This window comes from Tenacibaculum larymnensis (assembly GCF_028829235.1).
Taxonomy (GTDB): Bacteria; Bacteroidota; Bacteroidia; order Flavobacteriales; family Flavobacteriaceae; genus Polaribacter; species Polaribacter larymnensis.
Map to the genome: position 1 here is coordinate 1 of NZ_JAIWJY010000002.1, position 23,880 is coordinate 23,880.

The following is a 23,880-nucleotide window of genomic DNA, read 5'->3' on the forward strand; positions in this document are numbered from 1 at the left end:
ACCCACTGGCTTTATTCCGTTCAGCTTGGTTTTCAGCGTTGGCAAAGACATACTCTTTTGCAATTTTTGGCTTGTGTATCGGCTGGTGCGAATTGCAAATGTGTATGGCTTTTAGCGTTGGCTTTTTAACAACAACTTTCTTTTTGCTGTATTGAAGGACATTTTACTGAACCAAAACTGCAATAAACACAACAATCGCCTTCGTTTGGTCGTAATACTTTTTTACAATTCTCGCATTCATAGAAAAACTGACAAGCGTTTGTTGGCATATCTTCTATTTTTTTATGTCCGCAGTTTGGACAGGTAATTTCTGATTTTAATAGGACTTCCATTAGTTTTCTTTTTTGTCGGTTACTTTATAACCTGTTGAGTTAATTGCTTTCTCGATTTCCGTTTCGTTGGTTTTGGTTTTGTCAAATTCAATGATTGCATTTCCATTTTCGTAGGACGCTTTTGAGGTTACAATTCCGTTAAGTTTATTTACTTCGTGGTTTACGTGTTCTTCGCAACTCGCACAAGTCATTCCGTTGATTTTGAATTCAGTTGTTTTAATGTCCGATTTGTCAACTACGATTATTTGCTTTTCTGTGTTTGGGTAAAAAATTCCTGAATAGTATGGAAAAGCCAACATTACAATTGCAAATACAGTTACAATTCCTAAAAACTTTTTTGATTGAATAAATCTTGGTTTTTCGTCCGTCTCACATTCGCAGTCAATTTCTTTTTCAGGTTTTAGTTTTTGATACCAAGCAAAACCAAGAACTAAAATTGTCAGTCCGATTAGATAAGGTCTAAAAGGTTCTATCCAAGTAAATGTTGAAGCAATTCCGCTTGTTCCTGCGATTAGAGCCAAAACAGGTGTAATACAACACAATGAAGCTGTAATTGCGGTAAATAAACCTGCACCAATTAATTTGTTTTCACTTTTCATACTGTTTCTAAAATTTTGTTTTTATCAAGTATCTCAAAAAACGGATTTAGCATTTTTTTATATTCATCCGTAAGTGAGTAAAAAATCGTTTGAGCTTCTCTATCGGTTTCCAATAGATTTCGGTCTTTCATTTTTCTCAAATGTTGAGAAATTGCCGAAATGTTCATTCCGAGAATATCGCTCAAATCACAAACGCAAAGTCTTTTTTCCTCAAAAAGTAGATAAAGAATTTTCAGTCGAACCCTATTTCCGACTAATGAAAGTCCATTCGCTAAATAATCGAACGATTCGCTTAATTCCGAAACTGTGTCTTTGCAACGGTTTATTTGTTCAATATCGGCTTGTTGTCTTATGCAAGAATTATTTTCCATAAAACAAAATTACGTTTATTTCTTATTTAAGCAAATACTTAAATATAAATTTTAAGGCATTGGGGGAAATTTAGCTCTTTTGGTCTTTATTTGTGTTTTGTGACTATAGATTAATTATAGATAAAAGCTAAAAACCCTGAAAAAATAAAAACTTAAATATAGTAGGGCGATTCCACTCAATATTTGAATACTTTTTCTTAACCAAGATAATTTGGCAAGTTTTGAAACAGAACTTGAAAAAAGACCCACAACCAAAAAAGGAAGTCCTCTCCCAATACCAAAGCACAAGGCGAGAAGTAAACCATATATTAAACTCGCTTTTGCAACTGCAAATGACAATAAGAGCAATAAAGGTGCGGCTGCTGTACCTAAACTAAATATAAATCCATAAATGAATGAACCACCAATTCCTGGTTTTCGTAAGGATTCAAGTTGTTTTACACGTAAATATGGTCCGTAAAATGCAATTCCTGCTGCGATTAACGATATTATTGCCATACTTAAAGCCCAATATTTACCAAATATTTCGGTCAGGAAAATTCCTGAATAGCCTGCAATTGCTCCTAATAATGTCAAACAAAATACAATGCCTATAAAAAACGAAAAAGTTACTGCAAAACCTGTTTTTGATTCTCGTACAGAAGTACTACCAACATAACCTGCAAACCCAAGTCCAACAGGTAACGTGCAAGGACAAACGCCACTTGAAATCAATCCTGCCACAAAAGCTATTCCTAAACTTAAAATTGAGCCGTCTTGAAATGTAGCAGTAAATTCATTTAAAAAATGCTCCAAATTCATTGAGATAATTTTTTCACAGTTCCCGCATTATAACCAATTTCATTAATGGATTGCTTTATCTTGTCTATTGAAATGATATTTGGATTGTAATGTAGTGTTGCATTTTTGTTTTCAAGACTAACTTTTACTTCATTTATACCGTTCAAGTCAGAAAGTGTCTTTTGCACATTTGCTACACAAGACATACAGCTCATTCCTTCGATAGAAATTTCAACAGAAACGTTATCAGCTTGATTTATGTCAGTTTGCTTACTTTTATTGCTGTTTTCAGCACAACCCATTAAAAGCATAAATAGTAACAATAATGAAGAATTGAAAACGGTTTTCATATAACAGCTTTTTTGGGTTCATATCCTGATTTGGTCAGGGCAGTTTCTATTTCTGATTCATTTATCTTTTCTGGATTAAATTCCACTCGTACCGATTTCTGTATCGCTTTGGTTTTTACCTTTTCAATTCCTTCTAATTCTTCTAAAATGTCCGTTATTTTTTCGGCACAACCTTGACAAACCATATTGTCAATGGTTAAAGTTATAGTTTGCATATTTTTTTCTGTATTTGTTTGTAGAAACTCATAAATAGATTCAATTTCTTTCATTTTGTCTGTAAGCTCGTAAAGATTTAAGTTTGGAAACTGCTTTCTTATGGTTGCAATTTTTTCCTCTTGACCGCAATTGCCTGGGCAAGTTTCTAATGCCTCTGCAATTTTAATAGCCAATGCTTTTCTGAATACTTCATCTAAAAGAAGATGTTGGGCTTTTTCAAATCCTTTGTTAACCGCTTTAAACTGATTGAGAATTTGAGCAGGATTATCACTTTTATCAAGCATTTTTATAATTCCTTCTACTTGTCCTTTGATACTTTTTAGGCGGTCTTTAAGGTCTTTTGTTAAATCTTTTGGTAACATAATAATTTCAATTAAATACATTCCAAACGCTGATTTTCAGCGTTTGGAATGTATTGATGATAAATTTAGCAACTTTTTTTACATTGCCTTTCCAATTCCAGCAGCGATTAATTCATCTTTACTTACTCCTCTGTCTTTGCAACAGTTGAGCAGTTTTCCATTTACTGCTACGGCAGGCAAAGAAGTGATGTTATACCCCTTCATTTTGTCAATACATACTTTAGAGTCACATTGCTCAATAGTATTATAAACTGTTACTTCGCAGGAGTTGCAAGCTATTTCTTTTACCATTTTTACTACTGGTTCACATACTGGACATCCAGCTGTAAATACTTCAATTTGTCGTTTCATCTTTTTAAGATTTTAATGATTAATATTAATTATACTACAAAGATGAGGTCGGTATAGGGGAGGTCTCCAAATTTATTTTCAATTATTTTCTGTTTACGGTCGAGCGTTGGAAAAATTAGGCTCTTTTGGTTTTTCAGCGTTGGATTTGTGTGTTGGGAAAAAACCAAATGTGCCTAATGTGCGGTTGGATTTTCAGCTTGTGGGTAACTTGTTTATATAGATGTAAAATACATTGTTATACAACTTAATTTATACTGTAAGCGATGTATATGTACATCTTTATTTAAACTAAAAATAGGTTAAATATTAAAATCATCAAAAGGATTTTTAATTTTTTCTAAACTAGTTGTACTAATATGAGTATAAATCATGGTCGTTTTAGGATTATTATGCCCTAATAATTCTTGAATAAATCTAATATCTGTTCCATTTTCTAGTAAATGAGTAGCGTAACTGTGGCGTAGGGTATGAAGTGTTATGTTTTTATTAATCTTACAGGTATTTATAGCTCTTTTTAGAACTTGTCTAGCACTTATAGAACTGTATTTTGGTTTTGTTTGTCCTTCAAAAAGAAAAATAGAGGGGTTGTACTGTTTTATGTATTTTCTAATTAACTCAATCATAATAGGGGAAACAGGAACAACCCTGTCTTTTTTACCTTTTCCAGATTTTATATGTAATAAACGCCTATTTAAGTCAATCGAGTTAGTTTTTAAATTTATAGCTTCTCCTATTCTTAATCCACAAGAATAGATTAAGCTCAGTAAGGTTTTATGTTTTACATTTTTTATAGAAGTCAATAATAATTTTACTTCATCTAAACTTAATACTTCAGGTAATTTTTTGCTTTTTCTAGGTCTGTCTAAATTATTTAAGTTTAGTTTGTTATTTGTGTTATATTTATAAAATAATTTAATTGCATTAATTAATTGATTTTGAAAAGTTGAAGAAAAGTTATTCTTGATTATATATTCATTATTAAAAGTTTCAATATCTTTTTTGGTTATATTTTGAATATTCCCTTGATGATTGAATCTAAAAAAAAGTTCAATCATTGAGATATAGGTTTTGATAGTGTTTGGGCTATACCTCATTTGAATTAACCACTTTTTAAAAGCACCAATTGAAGAATAAAATTTTCGTTCTAAAGGGGGTAATTGTTTACGTTTTCTTGATTTATTTACTAGTTGACTGTAATCAACTTTATAATTGTTTTTATTTAGGTAACTACAAAAACTATTTGCATTTTGTTTAGAAAAAGGCAAGTAAAATGTTTTATGTGTTTTACTCCATTTAACTAAAGGGTGTTTTTTGATGTACTGCTTAACAGTAAAGTCATAATCAAACTCAATTTTAATTTGATTGATTTTATGGTGTATAAAAAAAGATAATGTTATTTTTTTCATAGAGTATTTTTTTATTCAAAAGCTATAATAAAAATAGACTTTTTTTTATACATTTGGGATTATAATAGTAAACAATATCGTAAACGATTTTGTAAGTTTTAATTATAAAAAAGCGAGAAAATTGGCATTCCTTCGAACTCATAACCCGAAGGTCACTGGTTCGAGTCCAGTTCCCGCTACTAAGCAAAGGCTTTCGAGAAATCGAAAGCCTTTTTTCGTTTTTGTATTTAGTTGTTAATGTTAAACTTTTTTTAATCTTTTGTGTTTTAGCAAATAAAGGCATTACATTTACAGGTTTAAGATAACGCAACTAAATAAAAACAATGAGAAAATTACTTTTAACTCTGTTGCTGGTTGTTTGCACTTCTGCATTTGCTCAAGTACACGATCCAGTAAAGTGGACTACTTCTGTAAAAAAGATATCCGATAAAGAAGCAGAGCTAGTAGCTACCGCAACAATTCAAAAAGATTGGCATTTGTATTCGCAAGAAATTCCAAAAGGAGGACCAATTCCGACTCTATTTACTTTTGAAGGAGATACCAAATACTTGAAAAAAGGAAATACCAAAGAAGAAGCAGGACATGTAGTAAATGATCCAGTTTTTGAAATGAAAATAAAGTATTTCGACACTAAAGCTACTTTTACTCAGAGAATTCGTTTAAAAACGACAGAGAAGTTTATTGTTAAAGGAGCAGTAGAATATATGGTATGTACAGGAATGAATTGCCTGCCGCCAAAAGAAGTAGAATTGACTTTTAATGTAAATTAATCCTTTTTCCCCTGATATGATGAAAAGAATACTAGCATTTTTGCTTTGTTTTACCATTGGGTTTTCGGCAATGAGCCAAATTCATAATCCAATAGAGTGGAAAACAAGTGTAGAGAAAGTTTCTGAAACAAATTATAACCTAGTTAGTACAGCAACAATTCAAGGAAGTTGGCATTTGTACGCACAACAAGTTCCTAGTGGAGGACCTATTCCAACAACTTTTACGTATGATGATGACGGAGGAAAAATTAAAATTGTAGGAAATACTACAGAGCCTGAAGGAGAAATTAAGTTTACAACACTTTTTGGTGAAGAAGGAATGAATATTAAATCCTTTGCACACAAAGCCGTTTTTAAACAAGAAATAGAGATAGTAGATACTAGTGTAAAAGAAATAAACGCTTTTGTGGAGTTTATCGCTTGTACTGATGAGATGTGTTTACCTCCAAAAGAAGTAGACTTGGCATTTGATTTAACAACGGCTACTAAAGCTTCTACAGGTACAGCAAATGAAACAAAAACAACAGATAAAGTAACTTCAAAAGAAACTAAAAAAGAAGAAAAGAAAGGTTTATGGGCTATTTTCTTTATTGCTTTTTTATCAGGTTTTGCCGCATTATTAACTCCATGTGTATTTCCAATGATACCGATGACAGTAAGCTTTTTTACGAAACAGAGTAAAAGTAAATCGGCAGGGATAAGAAATGCTATTATTTATGGATTATGCATTGTCGTAATCTATGTATTGTTAGGTTCTGGAGTATCTTTTCTTTTTGGAGCAGATGCTTTAAACGCATTATCAACGAATGTTTGGTTTAATTTGATCTTCTTTTTAATCTTGGTGATCTTTGCTGTGTCTTTTTTAGGAGCTTTTGAAATTACCTTACCAAGTTCTTGGGCGACTAAAGTAGATTCGCAAGCCGATAGAGGAGGATTAATCGGAATCTTTTTTATGGCATTAGCCTTAGCAATTGTGTCTTTTTCTTGTACTGGGCCAATTGTAGGAACTTTGTTAGTAGAAGCTGCCTCAAAAGGAGGTGTGGCTCCAATTATAGGAATGTTAGGGTTCTCTTTAGCTATTGCACTACCATTTGCATTGTTTGCAGCTTTTCCAGGGTGGTTAAATTCATTACCAAAATCCGGAGGATGGTTAAATACTGTAAAAGTAGTTTTAGGTTTCTTAGAATTAGCTTTAGCATTTAAATTTTTATCAAATGCAGATTTAGTATTACAATTACATTTATTAGAAAGAGAAGTGTTTATTGCTATTTGGATAGCTATTTTCGGAGCTTTAGCATTTTACTTATTCGGAAAAATACAGTTACCACATGATAGCCCAATCAGTCATGTTTCGGTTGGAAGATTAAGTTTAGGGCTGGTAGTATTGTCTTTTACTATATATATGGTTCCAGGACTATGGGGAGCACCGTTAAACTTAATTAGTGCTTTTCCACCACCACAGCATTACAGTGAATCACCTTACGGAGTTGGTTTTACTAAACAAGCAGTTGTAAGTTCAGGAAATCAAGAAAATGGACATGATAGTTTACCTGAAGGAGCACACTTAATGCCTCCTCATGATATCATGTCGTTTCATGATTATGATAAAGGATTAGCTTATGCTAAAAAAGCAGGAAAACCTGTAATGCTAGATTTTACAGGACATGCTTGTGTAAATTGTAGAAAAATGGAACAAAACGTTTGGGTAAAACCAAAAGTTTTAGATGTGCTAAAAAACAAAGTAGTGTTAATTTCTTTATATGTAGATGACAAAAGACCATTAGAAGAAGATGAAGTGGTTGAATCTAAGTTAAATCCTGGAAAGAAATTAAAATACATTGGTCAAAAATGGAGTGAAATGCAAACCATTAAATATAAAGCAAACTCACAACCATTTTATGTATTAATGAATCACGATGAATCAAACATAATTGATCCGATAGCCTACACACCAGATGTAGATGAGTACTACAATTGGCTTGAAAATGGAATTACCAATTTTAAAAAGTAATTAAAAATTATATTATAAACAAAAAGCACTTTAGAAAAATCTAAGGTGCTTTTTTGTTAAGTTAAGTTTTGGTAGAATTGTACAAAATAATGTAAGAGGTTCTTTTACAGTAGCTGTTTTGAAATTATCCATAAAATTCGTATCTTTGTACGATATGGTAGATACTACACACGAGAAAAAAAATCAACGAGTTTTTACATTCAACTACCTTGTGTTCCGCAACCAATCGGACAAATTTATCCCACCAGGGTTCTAAATTAAGTTTATAATAGCTTCTCCTTTTGAGAGAAGACTCTCTAATATATTTAAAAACACTTTGTAGAACTATTTGCCAGTAAAAAATAGATTTATAAAATGTTTTTTTTGACCTTACGAATATCGATTTATAGATAATCGTACACTTTTCGAAAAAAAGTATTTTGCATTAAAAGACAAACACCAAAAAATAGGTTTTGTATTTACTGCTATTTAAGTTTCAATAAAAAAAGAATTAAAGAAACTTATAATTATTACATGCCTATTCTTTTTTATAAAAATAAAATTATGACAATAAAAACTTACGATGCATTTAATCGTATAACCCCTTTAGAAATAGAAAGAGTAACTAACTTTTTATACAAACACCTTGAAAAATATGGAGATGAAAAATCAGCAATTCGTAAAGCAATAGATTATGCAGCAAAAGAGAGAACAGGATTAGGTGGGTATGTTTTTACGATAGAAGATAAAGGTGAAATTGTAGGTGCGGTGGTAATCAATAAAACAGGAATGGACGAGTACATACCAGAGAATATTTTAGTATACATAGCTACGCACAATGAATATAGAGGAAAAGGAATTGGAAGAAAAATAATGACACATGCTATTGAAAACTGTAAAGGAGATATTGCTTTACATGTAGAAAAAGACAATCCAGCTAAGTTTTTATACGAGAAACTAGGATTTACTACCCCGTATTTAGAAATGAGACTAAAGAGATAATATGAGACAGTTAAAAATAATAAAACAAGTTACCAATAGAGAATCGAAATCTATTGAGAAGTACTTACAAGAAATTGGTAAGATTGATTTGATTACTGCAGATGAAGAGGTTGAATTAGCTCAAAAAATCAAGGCAGGAGACCAACGAGCATTAGAAACTTTGGTAAATGCAAATTTACGTTTTGTTGTTTCGGTAGCAAAACAATACCAAAACCAAGGTTTACGACTTTCTGACTTAATTAATGAAGGAAATATAGGATTAGTGAAGGCAGCAAGACGTTTTGATGAAACACGGGGGTTTAAATTTATATCGTATGCAGTTTGGTGGATACGTCAATCTATTTTACAAGCTTTAGCAGAACAGTCTCGTGTAGTTCGCTTACCACTGAATAAAATAGGAAGTATAAGTAAAATAAATAAGGCAGTTTCTAAACTTGAACAAAGTAATGAACGTATGCCAACACCAGAAGAAATAGCTAAAGTTTTAGATATGACAGTTTCAGACGTAAAACAGTCAATGAAAAACTCAGGAAGGCATATTTCTATGGACGCCCCTTTAAAAGAAGGAGAAACATCAAATTTATATGACGTTATAAGAGCTTCAGAAGCGCCTAAACCAGATAAGGATTTAATGCAAGAATCTCTGCAATTAGAAATCAGTAGAAGTTTAGAAACACTATCTCCAAGAGAGTCAGATATCATAAAGTTATTTTACGGTTTGGAAAATTACCGACCTATGAGTTTAACTGAAATAGGAGAAACTTTTGACTTAACAAGAGAGCGTGTACGCCAAATTAAAGAAAAAGGACTTAGAAGACTTAAACAAAGATCGAGAACCAAAGTGTTACAAACTTATTTAGGATAGTTTCGACTTTATTTAATTGAATTAAAACAGAGATAATAATTTAAAAAATATATAGTATGTTAATAATACAGGTAAAAGAAGGTGAGAACATTGACAGAGCGATTAAACGCTACAGAAGAAAATATAGGAATACAAAAGTATTACAAGAAATAAGAGAAAGAAAAGAATATACAAAACCATCTGTAAGTAGAAGGGAGCAATTAAAAAAGGCTCAGTACAAAGAGCAGTTTTTATTAGAGCAGGAAAAGTAAGATATGGATATACATTTTATTGATCTATTAATATTTGTGTTATATCTGGTTTTTATGCTTGGAGTAGGAGTTTACTTCATGAATAAAAACAAATCAAAAGAAGATTACTATGTAGGAGGAAGAAATATGTCAGCAGGTCATATAGGACTGTCTGTTGTCGCAACTGATGTTGGAGGAGGTTTTTCTATTGGCTTAGGAGGTCTTGGTTTTTTAATGGGACTCTCCGGTAGCTGGATGCTTTTTACAGGGTTATTAGGTGCTTGGATAAGCGCCGTTTTTTTGATCCCTAAAGTATACCCTATCGCTAAGAAACATCACTTTTTAACATTTCCAGAGTCATTAGCATTTCACTACAATGCGAAAGTGGCACTAATGGCAGGAATTATCTCGCTAATAGGTTATATCGGCTTCACAAGTTCACAAATTTTAGCAGGAGCAAAACTAGCATCGGCCACATTTCCATCAATATCTATAACAAAAGCAGTTTTAATTATGGGAGTTATAGCTGTTGTGTATACAGTTATAGGAGGAATTAAGGCTGTAATTTATACAGATACCATTCAGTGGATAATCCTAATGGTAGGATTAATAGGCATTGGAATACCTATTGGTTATATAGAAGTAGGAGGATGGAGCGGAATAAAAGGAATTTTACCAGCCAGTTTTTTATCACTAACAAACGTTTCGTTTATAGATATGTTTAACTGGATAATTACCATTGTACCTATTTGGTTTGTTGGAATGACTTTGTATCAACGAATTTATGCCTGTAAAGATGAAAAAACAGCTAAAAAGGCATGGAGAGTTGCAGGGCTGTTTGAATATCCAATAATGGCATTTATGGGAGTTGCTTTAGGATTATTTTCAAGAGTAGCTTACGAACAAGGAATGTTTGCTAGTATAGGTTATGCACCAGGAGTAGAACTAGATGCAGAGTTAGGGCTTCCGTTGTTATTAAGAAGTATTTTACCAGTAGGTTTAATGGGCTTAATGATGTCAGCTTATTTTTCAGCAATTATGTCTACAGCAGATAGTTGTTTAATGGCAGCATCAGGAAACCTAACAACAGACATTTTTGGGTATTTTAAGAAGAGTATTAGTATAAAAAACTCACAACTTATAACTTTTTTAATAGGAGGTTTAGCCATTGTATTAGCAACAAAAATGCAAAATGTATTAGAGTTGATGTTGTATTCCTATGCTTTTATGGTATCAGGTTTATTAGTTCCTGTTTTAGGAACATTATTGTTAAAAAAACCTTCGCCTATAGCAGCCTTTTATGCTATGATTTCAGGAGGGTTGACCACTTTGTTATTAATTATTATAGAAGTAAAATTACCTTTTGGCTTAGATGCAAATTTCTTTGGAATTACACTATCTGCCATTGTATTTTCAATAATTCAGTTAATAAACAACCAAAAAACATGGAAAGCCTAAAGGATACTTTAGAGAAGATTAGAAAAGAATTGCATAAGTTTCCTGAAGTTTCTGAAGAAGAATATGAAACTAAGAAAAGAATACAAGCTTTTTTAAAAAAGCATACCTCTTGTGATGTATTACCAGTAGCTAAAACAGGACTGTTAGCAATTTTTAATGGAAATAAAGAGGGAAAAACAGTTATGCTTAGGGCAGACATAGATGCGTTGCCTATTCAAGAAGTAAATAGTTTTGAACATAAATCTTTAAATGAAGGAGTCTCACATAAATGTGGACACGATGGACATACAGCAATATTACTTGGAGTAGCAAAACTTCTTACAGAAAATCCACTGTCTAAAGGAAAAGTAGTATTGCTTTTTCAACCTTCTGAAGAAAATGGAAGGGGAGCACAATCAGTTTTAGAAGACTCTTCTTTTAAGCAACTCAATATAGACTATGCTTTTGCATTACACAATTTACCAGGTTTTACTAAACAAGAAATAGTTGTAAAAGAGAACGAGTTTACTAGCAATGTAAAAAGTGTTGTAATTACTTTAGAAGGAAAAACAGCGCATGCAGCAGAACCAGAAAAAGGATACAATCCAGCTAACGCTATTGTTGAAATTCTTCATTTTGTAAGACAAGAAACTAAAAATATACCAGAAGATTCCGATTTCTTTTTAGCTACTCCCGTACACGTAACTATGGGAGAAAAAGCTTATGGAGTATCAGCTGGATATGGAGAAGTACATCTCACATTACGAAGTTGGAGTACAAGTTTAATGAAAGAAAAACAGAATAACCTAGAACAACTACTTCAAAAACTCGAAGAGAAAGAAAGATTGAGTATCAATACTTCTTGGTTTGAAGAATTTTACGCAAATAAAAATAATAAAGAAGCTGTTGAGTACATTAAAAAGGCTGCAAAAAAACAAGATTTATCAATTAATGAAATAAATACTCCGTTTAAATGGGGAGAAGACTTCGGGCTGTTTACGCAACAGTTTAAAGGAGCCATATTTGGACTAGGAGCTGGAAAAGATACACCAGCGTTGCATAATCCAGATTATGATTTTCCTGATGAAATAACAGTAACAGGAGCACAATTATTTTATAATATTTTAAAAGAAATTCAATAATAATGACTCATACATCGTATTTAGAATTATCTGAATCAGCTATAAAAAATAATATCAATTTTATACGTGGAATAATAGGAGAGACAACTGTTTTTTCATCGGTAGTAAAAGGTAATGCTTACGGTCATGGTATTAAAACTTACTGCATGTTAGCATATAAGTATGGCGTAAGACATTTTAGTGTTTCTGATGCAAATGAGGCTTTTGATGTAAAAAAAACACTACCTTTTGAAGATGTAACCATTATGATAATGGGTATGATTGAAAACAGTCAATTGCCATGGGCAGTGGAAAACGGTATAGAGTTTTTTGTTTTTGAAGAAAATAGACTTCAGAAAGCAATAGAAGCGGCAAAAAAAGTAAAAAGAAGAGCTAAAATTCATTTAGAAATAGAAACAGGAATGAATAGAACAGGATTTATTCCAAAAGAGGCAACAAGAGTTCTTAAGTATATAGAAAAGGAAAATGAGTTTATTGATGTAAAAGGAGTTTGTTCTCATTTAGCTGGAGCAGAAAGTATATCAAATTACAAAAGGATAACTGATCAAAAGAAAAAATTTAAAAATGTAAGAAAGAGAATAAAAGAACTTGATTTATTTAATCCAACATATCATTTAGCAAGTTCAGCAGCTACAATAAGATATCCAACTACAAGGTTAGACTTGGTAAGAGTTGGTATTTTACAGTTTGGTTTTTTTCCAACAAAAGAAATATTGGTCCATTATTTAACCAAAGAGAAAACTGTAGAGAACCCGCTAAAAAGAATTATATCTTGGAAAACAGAAGTAATGGATGTTAAAACTATAAAGGCAGGTCAATTTATAGGTTATGGTACATCGTACTTTACAAATCAAGAAACTAAGATAGCAATTATACCTGTGGGATATTCCTCAGGATACAGTCGTTCTTTAAGTAATAAAGGAAAAGTTTTAATAAGAGGACAACGACATAAAATAATAGGAACTATTAATATGAATATGATGGCGGTGGATATAACACATGCCGATACTATTGAAAAAGGAGATGAGGTTGTATTAATTGGAAGTCAAGGTGATGTTGAAATAACAGTTTCATCATTCAACGATTCAATACAAATCATTAATTATGAATTATTAACACGACTTCCTGAGAATTTACCAAGAATAATAACAAAATAATTATGGCAGAATTAATTATATATTCTGAAAGAATAAAGGACAACATAAAAAAACTAAGTAACTTTTTTGAGAAAAATCATATAGAATGGAGTTTGGTAACAAAAGTTTTCTCAGGGGATAAAACATTTTTAAAAGCAATTTTAACTCCAGATGTAACCGAAAAAATAAACTCAATTGGAGATTCTAGATTAACCAGTTTACGTAATCTAAGAGAAGTAAACCCAGATTTACGAACGATATATATAAAACCTCCAGCCAATATTTATGCAGATGATGTGGTAGAGTATGCAGATATTTCTTTAAATAGCTCACTATCTACTATTAAGAACTTAAATAAGGCTGCAAAAAAGAAGGGCAAGATTCATAAAATTATTATTATGATTGAACTCGGAGAGCTGAGAGAAGGAGTGAAGAGAGTAGATATACTTGATTTTTATGAGCAGGTTTTTGAGTTGTCTAATATTGAAGTAATAGGTATAGGATCGAATTTAGGGTGTATGTATGGAGTAGAACCTACATATGATAAGCTATTACAATTATCTTTATATAAGGAACTTATATCGGCAAAATTTAATAAAGAGCTAAAATATGTTTCAGGAGGAACATCAATTACATTACCATTGGTAGAAAATAAAGTTGTTCCGAAAGACATTAATCATTTTAGAATTGGAGAAGCTGCCTTTTTCGGTGTAAGCCCGTTAGAAAATAAACGATTTCAAGATTTACACACGGAAACATTTGAGTTTTATGCCAACGTAATAGAGTTAGAAAAAAAGAAAATAGTGCCTGATGGTATTATTAGTGAAGCTAGTATTGGTCATACCTCAGAATATGATGAAAGTGATATACAAGAAACATCTTACAAGGCTATCTTAGATTTTGGTTTGTTAGATGTAGATAAAGATGATATTGAAGTTGAAGATAAAGATATTTCTTTTGTTGGGATAACTTCCGATATGTTAGTAATTGATGTAGGATTGAATAAAGATGAATCAGGAAAAATAAAGTATAAAGTAGGTGATAAGGTTAAGTTTAAGCTTAGTTATATGGGCGTTGCTAGACTTTTGATTTCTAAGTTTATAGATAAAGTATACGTAAAAGACATTTAAAAGTCTGTTTTTTTATTGTTTGTTTTAAAAAAACTCAAGAGCTATTATTTTAGTTTCTTGAGTTTTTAATTTAGTTAAAACGTTCAACATTAAAAGGAGTAATATTTAGGCTTGTTTTTTTATCATCGATAATTTCAGAAACTAATTTACCAGTAGCAGGCCCTAGGCTCCAGCCCATCATCGCGTGCCCTGCAGCCACAGTTATATTTTTAAGCTTTGAAAGCTTACCAATGTAAGGCAAACCATCAGGAGAGCAGGGGCGTAGGCCACTCTCAACATTATCTATTTCTTTTTGGTTGATGTTTAAATTGTTGTAATAACTTTTACTAGCGTTAACGATAGCATTTACTCTCTTCTTGTTTATTTTGTTATTGATACCAGCAATTTCCATCATACCTCCAAAACGTGTAAATCCATTCATTGGAGTTACAGCAACTTTAGCTTCCGTTAAAATGGTAGGAATTGTAATACCAGTATCGTTTTTTACATTAATCCGATAACCTTTACCAGCTTGCACAGGAATATTGATTCCTAATTTTTTAGCTAGCTTCTGTGTCCAAGACCCAGTGGTCAAAATAAATTCTTCAGCAACAATAGTGTTGTTTTTTGTAGTAATCGATTTTACCTTATTGTTAGAAACATGAAAATCTAGAACTTCTTCATTAGACAAAAATGTAACATTATTTTGTTCTAGATACATTTTTAATTGCTTCATATATTCACTTGGAGTCATGTGAGCATCAGAATGGTAATATACAGCTCCTTTAATATTCAATTGAATATTAGGTTCGAGTTTTTGAGTTTCTTCTTTAGTTAAATGTTCAACTTTTAATCCTTCTTTTATTCCAAGCTTTCCAACATTCCATTCTTCTTCTCCCATTTTATCTGTTTTATAATACATCATCAATCCTTTATGCTGATAATGAAAGTCAAAATCTTTTGAAGACTTTATTTCTTCGTATAATTCTCTACTGAATAAATTAATGTCTTTAATAACAGGAATAGAAGCAGCAACTTTAGTATGTGTTGCAGATTTTTTAAAAAACCAAGCCCATTGTAAGAAATCATAATCTAAACGAGGTTTAATAGATAATGGACTAGTAGAACTAAGCATCCATTTTAGCCCTTTGGAAATCATTCCTGGAGCTGCCAAAGAAACTATATGACTAGGAGTAATAATACCTGCATTAGCAAATGAAGCTCCTGATGAAAAATCCGATTTTTCAATTACAGTTACTTTGTGTCCTTTTTTTTGAAGATAATATGCGGAATTTAAACCTATAATTCCACCACCGATAATTATAATTTCTTTACTCATAAAAGATCTCTCGACTACGCTCAAGATGACATTTCGTTGCTTATAAAATATTAGATGACTTGAAAACCATGAGCATAAGGATCGTCTTCGTCATCAATAATAATAGTATTGTATCCATATACTTTAGCCCATCCTTGAATACTCGGAACAATTGCTAACCTACCATCTAAAGTAGTTTCTTTTTCTACCCTACCAATAAATTTGCTTCCAATAAAACTTTCATGAATGAACTCTTCATCAAGTTGTAGCTTTCCTTTAGCATATAACTGAGCTAAACGTGCTGAGGTTCCTGTACCACACGGACTTCTGTCAATTGCCTTATCACCATAAAAAACCGCATTTCTTCCTGATGAGGTTGAATCAATTGGATTTCCTGTCCATAACATATGTGTTACATCTCTAATTGTATCATTTTCAGGATGGATAAACATATTAGAATACTTTTTATTAATACGATCTCTAACAATTTGAGAGTAGTGAATAATTTTAGAAGCAGTAAAATCATGAACTCCTGAAAAGTTTTTTTGAGGGTCTACAATTGCGTAATAATTTCCGCCATAAGCAACGTCAAAAGTGATTTCTCCTAATTCAGGACAATCTATGGTGAGTCCTTCAGCAGCTAAATAGCTTTTTACATTCGTTAAACGAACCCAATTTACCTTTTTACCAGTTTGTTGGTATTCAATTTCAACCAAACCAGCGGGAGCTTCCATTTTAATTTTCCCAGGAACTTTAGGAGTAATTAATGCTTCCTCAATAGCAATAGTTATTGTACCAATAGTTCCATGTCCACACATAGGTAAACATCCAGAAGTTTCAATAAATAAAATAGCAAAATCATTTTCTGGGTTATGAGGAGGAAGCAAAATTGAACCACTCATCATATCATGACCACGAGGTTCAAACATTAAACCTTTTCGAATCCAATCATATTCTTTTAGGAAGTGTTGACGTTTTTCGCTCATGTTGTTTCCTATTAAATTAGGACCTCCACCAGCAACCACTCTAACAGGGTTTCCACAAGTATGTGCGTCAACGCAAAAAAAAGTTTTTTTCATCTTAAAATTGAATCGCCAGCTTGTATTCTGTAGTAGAAAAAACCCTTCAAATTTTTCTATTTGGAAAGACGAAGCTGGCTTTATTTCAATTTCTTTAGATGCTCCAAAAGTAAGGCTTTGGAGTCAGATATTTTCTAAAGAAATTATTAAATTTTGTTATATTATTTCTCCTTTTGTTAGTGTACCGTTAACAGAACGTAAAATATGTAAAGGGTTTTCATTTTTTAGTTCTTGAGGTAATATATGGTTAGGCCAATCTTGATAACTAAAAGGACGTACCCAACGTTTAATAGAATTAACTCCTACAGCTGTAAACCTACTATCTGTAGATGCTGGATAAGGGCCTCCATGTACCATTGATGGACAAACTTCTACTCCTGTAGGAACACCATTAAAAATAATTCTTCCAACCCTGTTTTGTAAGGCAGCAATTACAGTAGGGTGGTTTACTACTTCATTATCATCTGAAATTACAGTTCCAGTAAGTTGTCCTTCTAAATTTGAAATAATTTCTTCTAATTGTTCTTCATTCTCACATTGTACAACTATAGAGTATGGTCCAAATACCTCTTGATGTAAGGTTGGATTATTTAAAAATGTTTTTCCTTCAACAGTTGTAACTACTTGCGAAGCATAGTTAGGTTGAGTTTTTTCTTCATATTTAGCTACTATAGTTAAGCCTTCTTGAGTAAGAGCTTTGGTTTTATTATTCTCATATGCTCCAATAATATTTGGATGCAGCATAGAACTAGGGTTAATCTCTACAATTTTATGAGCTAATGAGTTAATAAAACTATCTAAACTATCGCTTTTTATTCCTAGAATTAACCCAGGGTTGGTGCAAAATTGCCCTGTCCCGAGAGTAATAGAATTCGCATAAGTACTTGCTAAACTTTCTGCTCTGTTTTGTAATGCTTTTGGAAGCATAATTACTGGGTTAATACTACCCATTTCTGCAAATACAGGAATTGGTTCTTCACGTTTTGCTGCTAAGTCTAACAAAGCTCTACCACCTCTAATACTTCCAGTAAAACCAACAGCTTTTATATTTGGATGAGAAACTAATTGCTGCCCCACTTCAATGCCACTTGAATTTAAGTTAGAAAAAACACCATTAGGCATTTCAGTTTTTTCTGCGGCCTTAATAATAGCTGAAGCTATAAGTTCACCAGTACCAGCATGCATTGGATGTGATTTTACTGTTACAGGACAACCAGCAGCCAAAGCAGCTGCAGTATCTCCACCTGCTGTAGAATAAGCAAGAGGGAAATTACTAGCCCCAAAAACTACTACAGGACCTAACGGAATATTCATTTTACGTAAATCTGATTTAGGGTTTGGTTCTCTATTAGGTACAGCAGTATCAATAGTAGCTTCTACCCATGAACCATCTTTAACTAAATCAGCAAATGAACGTAATTGAAATACGGTTCTTCCTCGTTCCCCTTTAGCGCGCCCTTCTGGTAAACCAGATTCAGAACAATAAGTCTGTATTAACTTATCGTCTAAGGCTAAAATTTCATCAGCAATAGCATTTAAAAACTCAGCTTTTCTTTCACCTGAAACAGTTCTATACTCTTCAAACGCTTTTGAGGCTAAATTGACAGCTTGGTTAATTTCTTCTTGAGTTGCTTCTGAAAAGATATGTTTATTTTCCTGATTTAATTCAGGGTTGAATGTTTTATATGTTGTACTTCCTAAAGCAGATAATTGATTTCCTATGTAGTTTTTTCCTGTAATCATATTTTAATGGACAAAGAGTTAATTAGTAAGTGGCTAAAGCTTTATAATTAGGTAAAATTGGTCTGTTTTTTAATCCAGTTTCTATTACATTCAAAACATGTTTACGTTCCTCACCTATTAAAGGTAATCGTGGAGCTCGCACATTTTCAGTTCCAATACCTGTAGCCGCTTCTGCTAACTTAATATTTTGTACTAATTTAGGATTTATATCTAATTCTAACAATGGTAAAAACCAACGATATATTTCTAATGCTTCTTGTATGCGACCAGCTTTTTGTAATTCATAGATAGCTACAGTTTCTTTAGGGAAAGCACAAACTAAACCAGCAATCCAACCATCAGCACCCATTAATAAGCTTTCTAAAGCTAAGGTATCAACACCTGTCATTATTTTTAATCGATTACCAAATCGGTTTTTAATTCTTGTAACGTTTGAGATATCTCTGGTTGATTCTTTGACAGCTTCTATATTATCGCATTTCAAAAGCTCATCGAACATATCTAATGTAACTTCAATCTTATAATCTACAGGATTGTTGTACACCATAATTGGTAACGATGTATTGTTAGCTACTGCTTTAAAATATTCAACAGTTTCTCTATCTCCCGCTTTATAGCGCATAGGTGGAAGCATCATTAAACCTTTAGCGCCATCTTCTTCAGCTTTTTGAGCAGCTTCAATAGCTCCTTTGGTAGTTTGTTCAGCAATATTCATCAAAACAGGAACTTGATTGTTAACTAGGTTAACGGTTGTTCTAGTTAGTGTTCTTTTTTCGTCATCAGATAATGTACTGGCTTCCCCTAAAGTACCTCCTAAAACAATTCCATGCACACCTGCTTCTAATTGTGCTTTAATGTTTACTTCAAACATATTTAAGTCTAAAGTATCATCATTTGTAAACTTTGTGGTAACCGCTGGCATTACACCTTTCCAATTTATACTCATTGTAATATTGTTTTTTTCACTGCAAAGTTATGTGTAAGATAAAGAGAGTTTTAACTTCAAATTATCATATAATGATACTATATTAGCCTATAAGGTGTTTTTGTAGTGTTATATTAATAGTATTTGCATATTTTTGAATTAGAATAGCGATTTATCAATGAAAGTTTTACCCTTTAAAATACCAAAAACTCAAAACATTGGACTAATTTATCAAGAAGATAAAGAGAAACATTTTTATGATAAGTTCCATCAACATGAAGAAATTCAGTTATGTGTTATTGTTAAAGGTGAAGGAACGTTAATTGTCGGTGATACAATTAACAAATATTCATCAGGTGATGTTTTAGTTATAGGAAGTAACTTACCACATGTTTTCAAAAGTGATGCTTCAGTTATTAAAGAATCTTTTATGATTTCATTATTCTTTACTAAGAGTTCTTTTGGAAAAGACTTTTTTTTATTGGATGACTTTAAAGAGTTAATTCCTTTTTTTGACAAATCAATATCTGGATTTAGGCTTCTTGAAAATAAAGAAAAAGTAACGAAGCTTTTTTTAGGATTACATAAATCAAGCAATCTTAACCGTTTTATAGGGCTGCTTGAAATTTTAAAAACACTGGTTGAATCAGAAACCGCTGAATTGGCTAGTTTTATTTACCCAAAGAGGTATACGGATAATGAAGGTAAGAGAATGCAAAATGTAATGGACTACACAATAAATAACTTTGATAAGAATATAGATTTATACAAGATTGCAGAAAAGGCTAACATGACACCCAATGCTTTTTGTAGATATTTTAAACAACGAACAAATAAAACGTATTTCACTTTTTTGAATGAATTACGTATAGAGAATGCATGCAAATTATTAACTTCAGATAAGAGTTTGCCAATCAGTTCTGTAGCGTATAGATGTGGTTTTAATAATTTATCTAACTTTAATAGGAAGTTTAAAGAAGTAAAAAATGTTAGCCCTACAACATTTAAGAAAAAAAATTGATTATACTGGGCTTATTTAAGCTTAAATATATCTTATTTACAAAATTTAACATAAAATATAATATCTCTTAACTATATTTGGAGTTCTTTTACTATTATTAAAAATCTATGGGGGGAAGAATTGCTACTATTACTTTTTTATTATTATGTGTGATTTTCAGAGTTTCAGGACAAGAAACACTGCCAATTTATGCAGATTATTTGTCTGACAACGTGTATTTATTACATCCCGCTGCTGCAGGTATTGGTGATTGTGGAAAAATAAGATTAACTGCACGACAACAATGGTTAGGAGTAGATGATGCACCTGCTTTACAAACAGCGAGTTTTCATACAAAATTAGGAGAGTATTCTAATACTGGGTTGGGAGTAATTCTTTTTAATGATAAAAATGGATATCATTCACAAAAAGGTATTCAAGGTACTTATGCATATCACATTGATATGGGAAATGAAAATCTTTTTAATCAATTATCCTTTGGATTATCTTTTTCTGTAGTTCAAAATGAGAGAGACCAAAGAACCTTTGTAAATGATCCAGCTGTAAGTCAGGTTATAGAAAGTGATTTTTATTTTAACGCTGATTTTGGGATGGCATATCATAAAAATGGACTATCATCTTATTTTACAGTAAAAAACCTTTTTTTATCAGCAAAAAATAATTTAAATCCTGATTTTGAATCATATAATCTTAGAAATTATATTCTAGGAGGAGGCTATTTCTTTGGAGATAAGGAAAAGCTACAATTTGAGCCATCATTAATGTTTCAATATAAAGAGCAAACAGAAGAAAAAATAGCTGATATAAACTTCAAGGTTTATAAGAGTTTTAATGAAACTCAATTATGGGCCGCATTATCTTATAGAAGAAGTTTCGGAGGTAATGTTTTTGGAGACTCTCAATATATAACTCCCATATTAGGAGTTAATTACAAAAATTGGATGTTTGCTTATACATATACACAACAAACAGGTGATATTGTTTTTTCAAATGGCGGATTTCACCAATTATCTTTGGGAATAAATTTATTCTGTATAAAGAGAAGAGCTGCGGCTTGTCCTAATATTAATGGAAGTTTCACATATTAAAAGTCAAGGAAGTTAATTTTACTTTCTTTATACTCTGTAAGCATAGTTTCTAAAACAGTTTTATCTTTATTAATATAAAAAGTGTTGCTAGGAAGCTCGTTATTCAGGTTTAGTAAGCCATTTTGTGATAAAACATTTTTTACCTGTTTAGCAACAGCTTCACCTGAGTCTATAATTTTAACTTTATTTCCAGTAATTTTTTGTATTTGGGGTAGTAAATATGGGTAATGCGTACAACCTAAAACAATATAATCACACTTTTTTTCTAACATAGGTGTTATGTACTTTTTTAATAAAAAGGTCATTTCATCAGAGTATATTTTACCATTTTCTATTAGTTCAACTAACCCTTCACCAACTTGTTCTATAATGTTTATTTCATCATTTAGACTAGAAGTAGTTTTTTCAAATAAGGCACTATTTAAAGTACCTTTTGTAGCAAGTATGCCAACAGTACCTGTTTCTGTATTTAAAGAAGCAGGTTTAATAGCAGGCTCTATACCTATAAAAGGAATCTTGTAATTACTCCTTAAGTATTCAATAGCATTGGTAGTAGCTGTATTGCAAGCAACAACAATAATTTTGGCTCCATTGTGAATTAAAAACTCAGTGTTTTTAATCGATAAGTCGATTATTTCTTGTGTTGATTTTTGACCATACGGGGCATTTTTACTATCTGATAAGTAAATAGTGTTTTCTTGAGGTAAAAGTTGGTGGATTTCTTTCCATATAGATGTACCACCAATACCAGAATCAAAAATACCAATAGGTTGTTGTGCAATAGTTTTCATACTTATAACAAAAATAAAAATCCTGCTGTTTAAACAGCAGGATTTTTATATAAATATATGTATTCTTTTTTAGAATCCTAATTTAGCTTTTACAGCATCGTAAATATCTTCTCCTTTATCGTAAACGATTAAACCTTTACCTGGAGCAGCATCTAAAACATAGATAATTCCTTTTTCAGCAGCAACAGCTTTAATAGCATCTTCAGCTTTCTTTAAAATAGGAATAGTCTTCTCTTGGTATTTCTTTTGCATTTCTTTACCAGCAGCTTGTTCAGCTTGACTAATTCTTAATCTTTCTTGTTGAACTTCAACAGCTCTTTTTTGGTTCACTTCTTGTGTTTGACTTTTACCTTCAGCTTCATATTTTTTCATTTTAGCCTCTAGTTTCTTATACATTGTTTCAATGTCGTCACGGTATGTTTTGTTTAGCTTTTCTAACTCTGCTTTCATAGCTTTTGTAGCAGGCATTTCAGCTAATAATTTATCAGTGTTAATATGTGCAGTTTTTTGTGCATTTGCCACACCACCTAATCCAATCGTAAAAATTGCAACTAATAATAACGTTTTTAAATGTTTCATCTTTGTTTAATTTAATTAATGTTATTTTATTCTTGATTTATTTGTTCTCTTTTGTTTCTTCTTCTTTTTTCTTTCTAGCTTCTTCTTGAGCTTTTAATAGGGCTTTTCTTTTCTCTTGTAAAAGCTTTCTCTTATCAGCTCTCTCTTTTAAACGTTGCTTTCTTTTTTCTTCAATTTGTTTAATCTTAGCAAGTCTATCAGCTTCTTTTTTCTTTTTTAATTCTTCTCTTTTTGCTATTCTTTCTTTTTGTTCGTCACTTAAATTGTCATTCTTAAGTAAAGACTTTTTAGCTTCAATTTTATCTTTCTTAGCTTGCCTTCTTTGATCTATATTGATCATTTGTACAACAAGGTCGCTAATATCGTGTTTTTTGTTGGAATATAGCATAACTAAATCTCCAGATTTGTCAAAAACAAAGTCGTACTTTTTTCTAGAAGCAATTGTTTGTACAGCGTTATATACTTGGTCTTGTACAGGCTTAACTAATTGTTTTCTTAAATTATACATATCACCATTTGGGCCAAAATATAAAGATTCTAATCTTCTCAAAGATTCTTGTTTGATAGAAATATCTTCTTCTCGCTCTTCAATTAAATCTTTGGTTAAAATGGCTTTTTCGTTAGTTAAATCAGTTTTTAAAACTTCAATAGCACGAGCTTCTTTGTCTAATCGAGCTTTCCATTTTTCAACTTTAGCATCTAATGAGTTTTGAGCTTCTAAATATGCAGGGATACTTTGAAGAATATACTCCATATCAATATAAGCGATACGTTGATTTTTTTGGGCAACGGTTATACTTGTAACAAGTAAAAGAACGATTGATAAAATATTTTTTTTCATCTTGTATAATGTGTTTAGAAAAAACCGTGCCAAAACCCAGACGCATT

General features: G+C 31.6%; 27 protein-coding genes and 1 tRNA gene. 12 read left to right on the forward strand and 16 right to left on the reverse strand.

Features of this window, described 5'->3' with window-relative positions; all coding sequences use genetic code 11:
- Window positions 1–125 precede the first annotated feature (125 nt).
- From LCI24_RS02775 to LCI24_RS02810, 8 genes are all read right to left on the reverse strand, one after another.
- Window positions 126–332 (reverse strand): GDCCVxC domain-containing (seleno)protein, encoded by a 207-nt coding sequence (locus LCI24_RS02775; RefSeq protein ID WP_274639068.1) that lies wholly within the window; start codon window positions 330–332, stop codon window positions 126–128.
- Entirely contained in the window at window positions 332–931 is a 600-nt protein-coding gene (merTP, locus tag LCI24_RS02780) for a mercuric transport protein MerTP (protein ID WP_274639069.1), read from the reverse strand. The genes LCI24_RS02775 and merTP overlap by 1 nt, the downstream gene beginning before the upstream one ends.
- Window positions 928–1,302 (reverse strand): ArsR/SmtB family transcription factor, encoded by a 375-nt coding sequence (locus LCI24_RS02785; RefSeq protein WP_274639070.1) that lies wholly within the window; start codon window positions 1,300–1,302, stop codon window positions 928–930. The genes merTP and LCI24_RS02785 overlap by 4 nt, the downstream gene beginning before the upstream one ends.
- Window positions 1,303–1,416: 114 nt before the next feature.
- Window positions 1,417–2,103 carry a cytochrome c biogenesis CcdA family protein gene (locus LCI24_RS02790; protein WP_274639071.1) on the reverse strand — a complete coding sequence of 229 codons (687 nt, stop codon included), beginning with the start codon at window positions 2,101–2,103 and terminating at the stop codon, window positions 1,417–1,419.
- Entirely contained in the window at window positions 2,100–2,432 is a 333-nt protein-coding gene (locus LCI24_RS02795) for a heavy-metal-associated domain-containing protein (RefSeq protein WP_274639072.1), read from the reverse strand. The genes LCI24_RS02790 and LCI24_RS02795 overlap by 4 nt, the downstream gene beginning before the upstream one ends.
- Window positions 2,429–3,031, reverse strand: a complete 603-nt coding sequence (locus LCI24_RS02800) for a metal-sensing transcriptional repressor (protein WP_274639073.1) — start codon at window positions 3,029–3,031, stop codon at window positions 2,429–2,431. The genes LCI24_RS02795 and LCI24_RS02800 overlap by 4 nt, the downstream gene beginning before the upstream one ends.
- A 57-nt stretch (window positions 3,032–3,088) precedes the next feature.
- Window positions 3,089–3,361: a thioredoxin family protein gene (locus tag LCI24_RS02805; RefSeq protein WP_274639074.1), complete on the reverse strand. Its 273-nt coding sequence runs from the start codon at window positions 3,359–3,361 to the stop codon at window positions 3,089–3,091.
- Window positions 3,362–3,660: 299 nt separating this feature from the next.
- Entirely contained in the window at window positions 3,661–4,767 is a 1,107-nt protein-coding gene (locus LCI24_RS02810; RefSeq protein ID WP_115900039.1) for a tyrosine-type recombinase/integrase, read from the reverse strand.
- Window positions 4,768–4,878: 111 nt separating this feature from the next.
- On the opposite strand from LCI24_RS02810, the gene LCI24_RS02815 reads away from it, so the two are divergent.
- The 10 genes from LCI24_RS02815 to LCI24_RS02860 all read left to right on the forward strand — a co-directional run bounded on the left by LCI24_RS02815 (window position 4,879) and on the right by LCI24_RS02860 (window position 14,469).
- Window positions 4,879–4,946: transfer RNA gene (locus LCI24_RS02815), tRNA-Ser, on the forward strand.
- 144 nt (window positions 4,947–5,090) lie between these two features.
- On the forward strand, window positions 5,091–5,537 hold the full coding sequence (locus LCI24_RS02820) for a protein-disulfide reductase DsbD domain-containing protein (protein ID WP_274639075.1): 447 nt from the start codon (window positions 5,091–5,093) through the stop codon (window positions 5,535–5,537).
- A 19-nt stretch (window positions 5,538–5,556) separates the two neighbouring features.
- Window positions 5,557–7,548: a protein-disulfide reductase DsbD family protein gene (locus tag LCI24_RS02825; RefSeq protein WP_274639421.1), complete on the forward strand. Its 1,992-nt coding sequence runs from the start codon at window positions 5,557–5,559 to the stop codon at window positions 7,546–7,548.
- 543 nt (window positions 7,549–8,091) lie between these two features.
- Complete coding sequence (locus tag LCI24_RS02830) at window positions 8,092–8,529, forward strand: GNAT family N-acetyltransferase (RefSeq protein WP_164723427.1); 438 nt, start codon at window positions 8,092–8,094, stop codon at window positions 8,527–8,529.
- 1 nt (window position 8,530) lies between these two features.
- The gene (locus LCI24_RS02835; RefSeq protein WP_274639076.1) at window positions 8,531–9,394 is read left to right on the forward strand and encodes a sigma-70 family RNA polymerase sigma factor; all 864 of its coding nucleotides are present in this window, start codon (window positions 8,531–8,533) and stop codon (window positions 9,392–9,394) included.
- Between the two features lie 56 nt (window positions 9,395–9,450).
- Complete coding sequence (gene rpsU / locus LCI24_RS02840; protein WP_099215800.1) at window positions 9,451–9,645, forward strand: 30S ribosomal protein S21; 195 nt, start codon at window positions 9,451–9,453, stop codon at window positions 9,643–9,645.
- A gap of 54 nt (window positions 9,646–9,699) precedes the next feature.
- Window positions 9,700–11,082, forward strand: a complete 1,383-nt coding sequence (locus tag LCI24_RS02845) for a sodium:solute symporter family protein (RefSeq protein ID WP_274639077.1) — start codon at window positions 9,700–9,702, stop codon at window positions 11,080–11,082.
- Window positions 11,070–12,203: an amidohydrolase gene (locus LCI24_RS02850; RefSeq protein WP_274639078.1), complete on the forward strand. Its 1,134-nt coding sequence runs from the start codon at window positions 11,070–11,072 to the stop codon at window positions 12,201–12,203. The genes LCI24_RS02845 and LCI24_RS02850 overlap by 13 nt, the downstream gene beginning before the upstream one ends.
- Before the next feature lie 2 nt (window positions 12,204–12,205).
- Window positions 12,206–13,360 (forward strand): alanine racemase, encoded by a 1,155-nt coding sequence (alr, locus tag LCI24_RS02855; RefSeq protein ID WP_274639079.1) that lies wholly within the window; start codon window positions 12,206–12,208, stop codon window positions 13,358–13,360.
- Window positions 13,361–13,362: 2 nt separating this feature from the next.
- Complete coding sequence (locus LCI24_RS02860) at window positions 13,363–14,469, forward strand: alanine racemase (RefSeq protein WP_274639080.1); 1,107 nt, start codon at window positions 13,363–13,365, stop codon at window positions 14,467–14,469.
- Window positions 14,470–14,539: 70 nt separating this feature from the next.
- Here LCI24_RS02860 and LCI24_RS02865 read toward each other — a convergent pair whose 3' ends face one another.
- From LCI24_RS02865 to LCI24_RS02880, 4 genes are all read right to left on the reverse strand, one after another.
- Window positions 14,540–15,787: an NAD(P)/FAD-dependent oxidoreductase gene (locus tag LCI24_RS02865; RefSeq protein ID WP_274639081.1), complete on the reverse strand. Its 1,248-nt coding sequence runs from the start codon at window positions 15,785–15,787 to the stop codon at window positions 14,540–14,542.
- Between the two features lie 50 nt (window positions 15,788–15,837).
- Window positions 15,838–16,845, reverse strand: coding sequence for a 4-hydroxyproline epimerase (locus LCI24_RS02870; RefSeq protein ID WP_274639082.1), 1,008 nt, complete (start codon window positions 16,843–16,845; stop codon window positions 15,838–15,840).
- A gap of 156 nt (window positions 16,846–17,001) precedes the next feature.
- Window positions 17,002–18,588: an aldehyde dehydrogenase (NADP(+)) gene (locus tag LCI24_RS02875; protein WP_274639083.1), complete on the reverse strand. Its 1,587-nt coding sequence runs from the start codon at window positions 18,586–18,588 to the stop codon at window positions 17,002–17,004.
- A gap of 22 nt (window positions 18,589–18,610) precedes the next feature.
- A complete protein-coding gene (locus LCI24_RS02880; protein ID WP_274639084.1) occupies window positions 18,611–19,534 on the reverse strand; it encodes a dihydrodipicolinate synthase family protein in 924 nt (307 codons plus the stop codon).
- Between the two features lie 157 nt (window positions 19,535–19,691).
- Between LCI24_RS02880 and LCI24_RS02885 the strand changes: the two genes are divergently transcribed.
- Window positions 19,692–20,534: an AraC family transcriptional regulator gene (locus tag LCI24_RS02885; protein ID WP_274639085.1), complete on the forward strand. Its 843-nt coding sequence runs from the start codon at window positions 19,692–19,694 to the stop codon at window positions 20,532–20,534.
- A gap of 107 nt (window positions 20,535–20,641) precedes the next feature.
- Window positions 20,642–21,622: a PorP/SprF family type IX secretion system membrane protein gene (locus tag LCI24_RS02890; RefSeq protein WP_274639086.1), complete on the forward strand. Its 981-nt coding sequence runs from the start codon at window positions 20,642–20,644 to the stop codon at window positions 21,620–21,622.
- On the opposite strand, the gene murI is transcribed toward LCI24_RS02890, so the two are convergent.
- The 4 genes from murI to LCI24_RS17035 all read right to left on the reverse strand — a co-directional run bounded on the left by murI (window position 21,619) and on the right by LCI24_RS17035 (window position 23,879).
- A complete protein-coding gene (gene murI / locus LCI24_RS02895; RefSeq protein WP_274639087.1) occupies window positions 21,619–22,413 on the reverse strand; it encodes a glutamate racemase in 795 nt (264 codons plus the stop codon). The genes LCI24_RS02890 and murI overlap by 4 nt on opposite strands.
- 69 nt (window positions 22,414–22,482) lie before the next feature.
- Entirely contained in the window at window positions 22,483–22,992 is a 510-nt protein-coding gene (locus LCI24_RS02900) for an OmpH/Skp family outer membrane protein (RefSeq protein WP_274639088.1), read from the reverse strand.
- A gap of 37 nt (window positions 22,993–23,029) precedes the next feature.
- On the reverse strand, window positions 23,030–23,788 hold the full coding sequence (locus LCI24_RS02905; protein ID WP_420802980.1) for an OmpH/Skp family outer membrane protein: 759 nt from the start codon (window positions 23,786–23,788) through the stop codon (window positions 23,030–23,032).
- The gene (locus LCI24_RS17035; protein ID WP_420802976.1) at window positions 23,748–23,879 is read right to left on the reverse strand and encodes a DUF3173 family protein; all 132 of its coding nucleotides are present in this window, start codon (window positions 23,877–23,879) and stop codon (window positions 23,748–23,750) included. The genes LCI24_RS02905 and LCI24_RS17035 overlap by 41 nt, the downstream gene beginning before the upstream one ends.
- Window position 23,880 lies beyond the last annotated feature (1 nt).

Excerpts from the sequence above, each read along its gene's own strand:
- LCI24_RS02785 (WP_274639070.1), bottom strand. The coding sequence starts at position 1,302 with ATGGAAAATAATTCTTGCATAAGACAACAAGCCGATATTGAACAAATA.
- LCI24_RS02810 (WP_115900039.1), bottom strand. The coding sequence starts at position 4,767 with ATGAAAAAAATAACATTATCTTTTTTTATACACCATAAAATCAATCAA.
- LCI24_RS02825 (WP_274639421.1), top strand. The coding sequence starts at position 5,557 with ATGAAAAGAATACTAGCATTTTTGCTTTGTTTTACCATTGGGTTTTCG.
- LCI24_RS02835 (WP_274639076.1), top strand. The coding sequence starts at position 8,531 with ATGAGACAGTTAAAAATAATAAAACAAGTTACCAATAGAGAATCGAAA.
- LCI24_RS02845 (WP_274639077.1), top strand. The coding sequence starts at position 9,700 with ATGCTTGGAGTAGGAGTTTACTTCATGAATAAAAACAAATCAAAAGAA.
- LCI24_RS02885 (WP_274639085.1), top strand. The coding sequence starts at position 19,692 with ATGAAAGTTTTACCCTTTAAAATACCAAAAACTCAAAACATTGGACTA.
- LCI24_RS17035 (WP_420802976.1), bottom strand. The coding sequence starts at position 23,879 with ATGCGTCTGGGTTTTGGCACGGTTTTTTCTAAACACATTATACAAGAT.
- LCI24_RS02820 (WP_274639075.1), top strand. The coding sequence starts at position 5,091 with ATGAGAAAATTACTTTTAACTCTGTTGCTGGTTGTTTGCACTTCTGCA.
- LCI24_RS02870 (WP_274639082.1), bottom strand. The coding sequence starts at position 16,845 with ATGAAAAAAACTTTTTTTTGCGTTGACGCACATACTTGTGGAAACCCT.
- LCI24_RS02790 (WP_274639071.1), bottom strand. The coding sequence starts at position 2,103 with ATGAATTTGGAGCATTTTTTAAATGAATTTACTGCTACATTTCAAGAC.
- LCI24_RS02865 (WP_274639081.1), bottom strand. The coding sequence starts at position 15,787 with ATGAGTAAAGAAATTATAATTATCGGTGGTGGAATTATAGGTTTAAAT.
- LCI24_RS02900 (WP_274639088.1), bottom strand. The coding sequence starts at position 22,992 with ATGAAACATTTAAAAACGTTATTATTAGTTGCAATTTTTACGATTGGA.
- LCI24_RS02800 (WP_274639073.1), bottom strand. The coding sequence starts at position 3,031 with ATGTATTTAATTGAAATTATTATGTTACCAAAAGATTTAACAAAAGAC.
- LCI24_RS02795 (WP_274639072.1), bottom strand. The coding sequence starts at position 2,432 with ATGAAAACCGTTTTCAATTCTTCATTATTGTTACTATTTATGCTTTTA.
- LCI24_RS02850 (WP_274639078.1), top strand. The coding sequence starts at position 11,070 with ATGGAAAGCCTAAAGGATACTTTAGAGAAGATTAGAAAAGAATTGCAT.
- merTP (WP_274639069.1), bottom strand. The coding sequence starts at position 931 with ATGAAAAGTGAAAACAAATTAATTGGTGCAGGTTTATTTACCGCAATT.
- murI (WP_274639087.1), bottom strand. The coding sequence starts at position 22,413 with ATGAAAACTATTGCACAACAACCTATTGGTATTTTTGATTCTGGTATT.
- alr (WP_274639079.1), top strand. The coding sequence starts at position 12,206 with ATGACTCATACATCGTATTTAGAATTATCTGAATCAGCTATAAAAAAT.
- LCI24_RS02875 (WP_274639083.1), bottom strand. The coding sequence starts at position 18,588 with ATGATTACAGGAAAAAACTACATAGGAAATCAATTATCTGCTTTAGGA.
- LCI24_RS02805 (WP_274639074.1), bottom strand. The coding sequence starts at position 3,361 with ATGAAACGACAAATTGAAGTATTTACAGCTGGATGTCCAGTATGTGAA.
- rpsU (WP_099215800.1), top strand. The coding sequence starts at position 9,451 with ATGTTAATAATACAGGTAAAAGAAGGTGAGAACATTGACAGAGCGATT.
- LCI24_RS02890 (WP_274639086.1), top strand. The coding sequence starts at position 20,642 with ATGGGGGGAAGAATTGCTACTATTACTTTTTTATTATTATGTGTGATT.
- LCI24_RS02860 (WP_274639080.1), top strand. The coding sequence starts at position 13,363 with ATGGCAGAATTAATTATATATTCTGAAAGAATAAAGGACAACATAAAA.
- LCI24_RS02830 (WP_164723427.1), top strand. The coding sequence starts at position 8,092 with ATGACAATAAAAACTTACGATGCATTTAATCGTATAACCCCTTTAGAA.
- LCI24_RS02775 (WP_274639068.1), bottom strand. The coding sequence starts at position 332 with ATGGAAGTCCTATTAAAATCAGAAATTACCTGTCCAAACTGCGGACAT.
- LCI24_RS02880 (WP_274639084.1), bottom strand. The coding sequence starts at position 19,534 with ATGAGTATAAATTGGAAAGGTGTAATGCCAGCGGTTACCACAAAGTTT.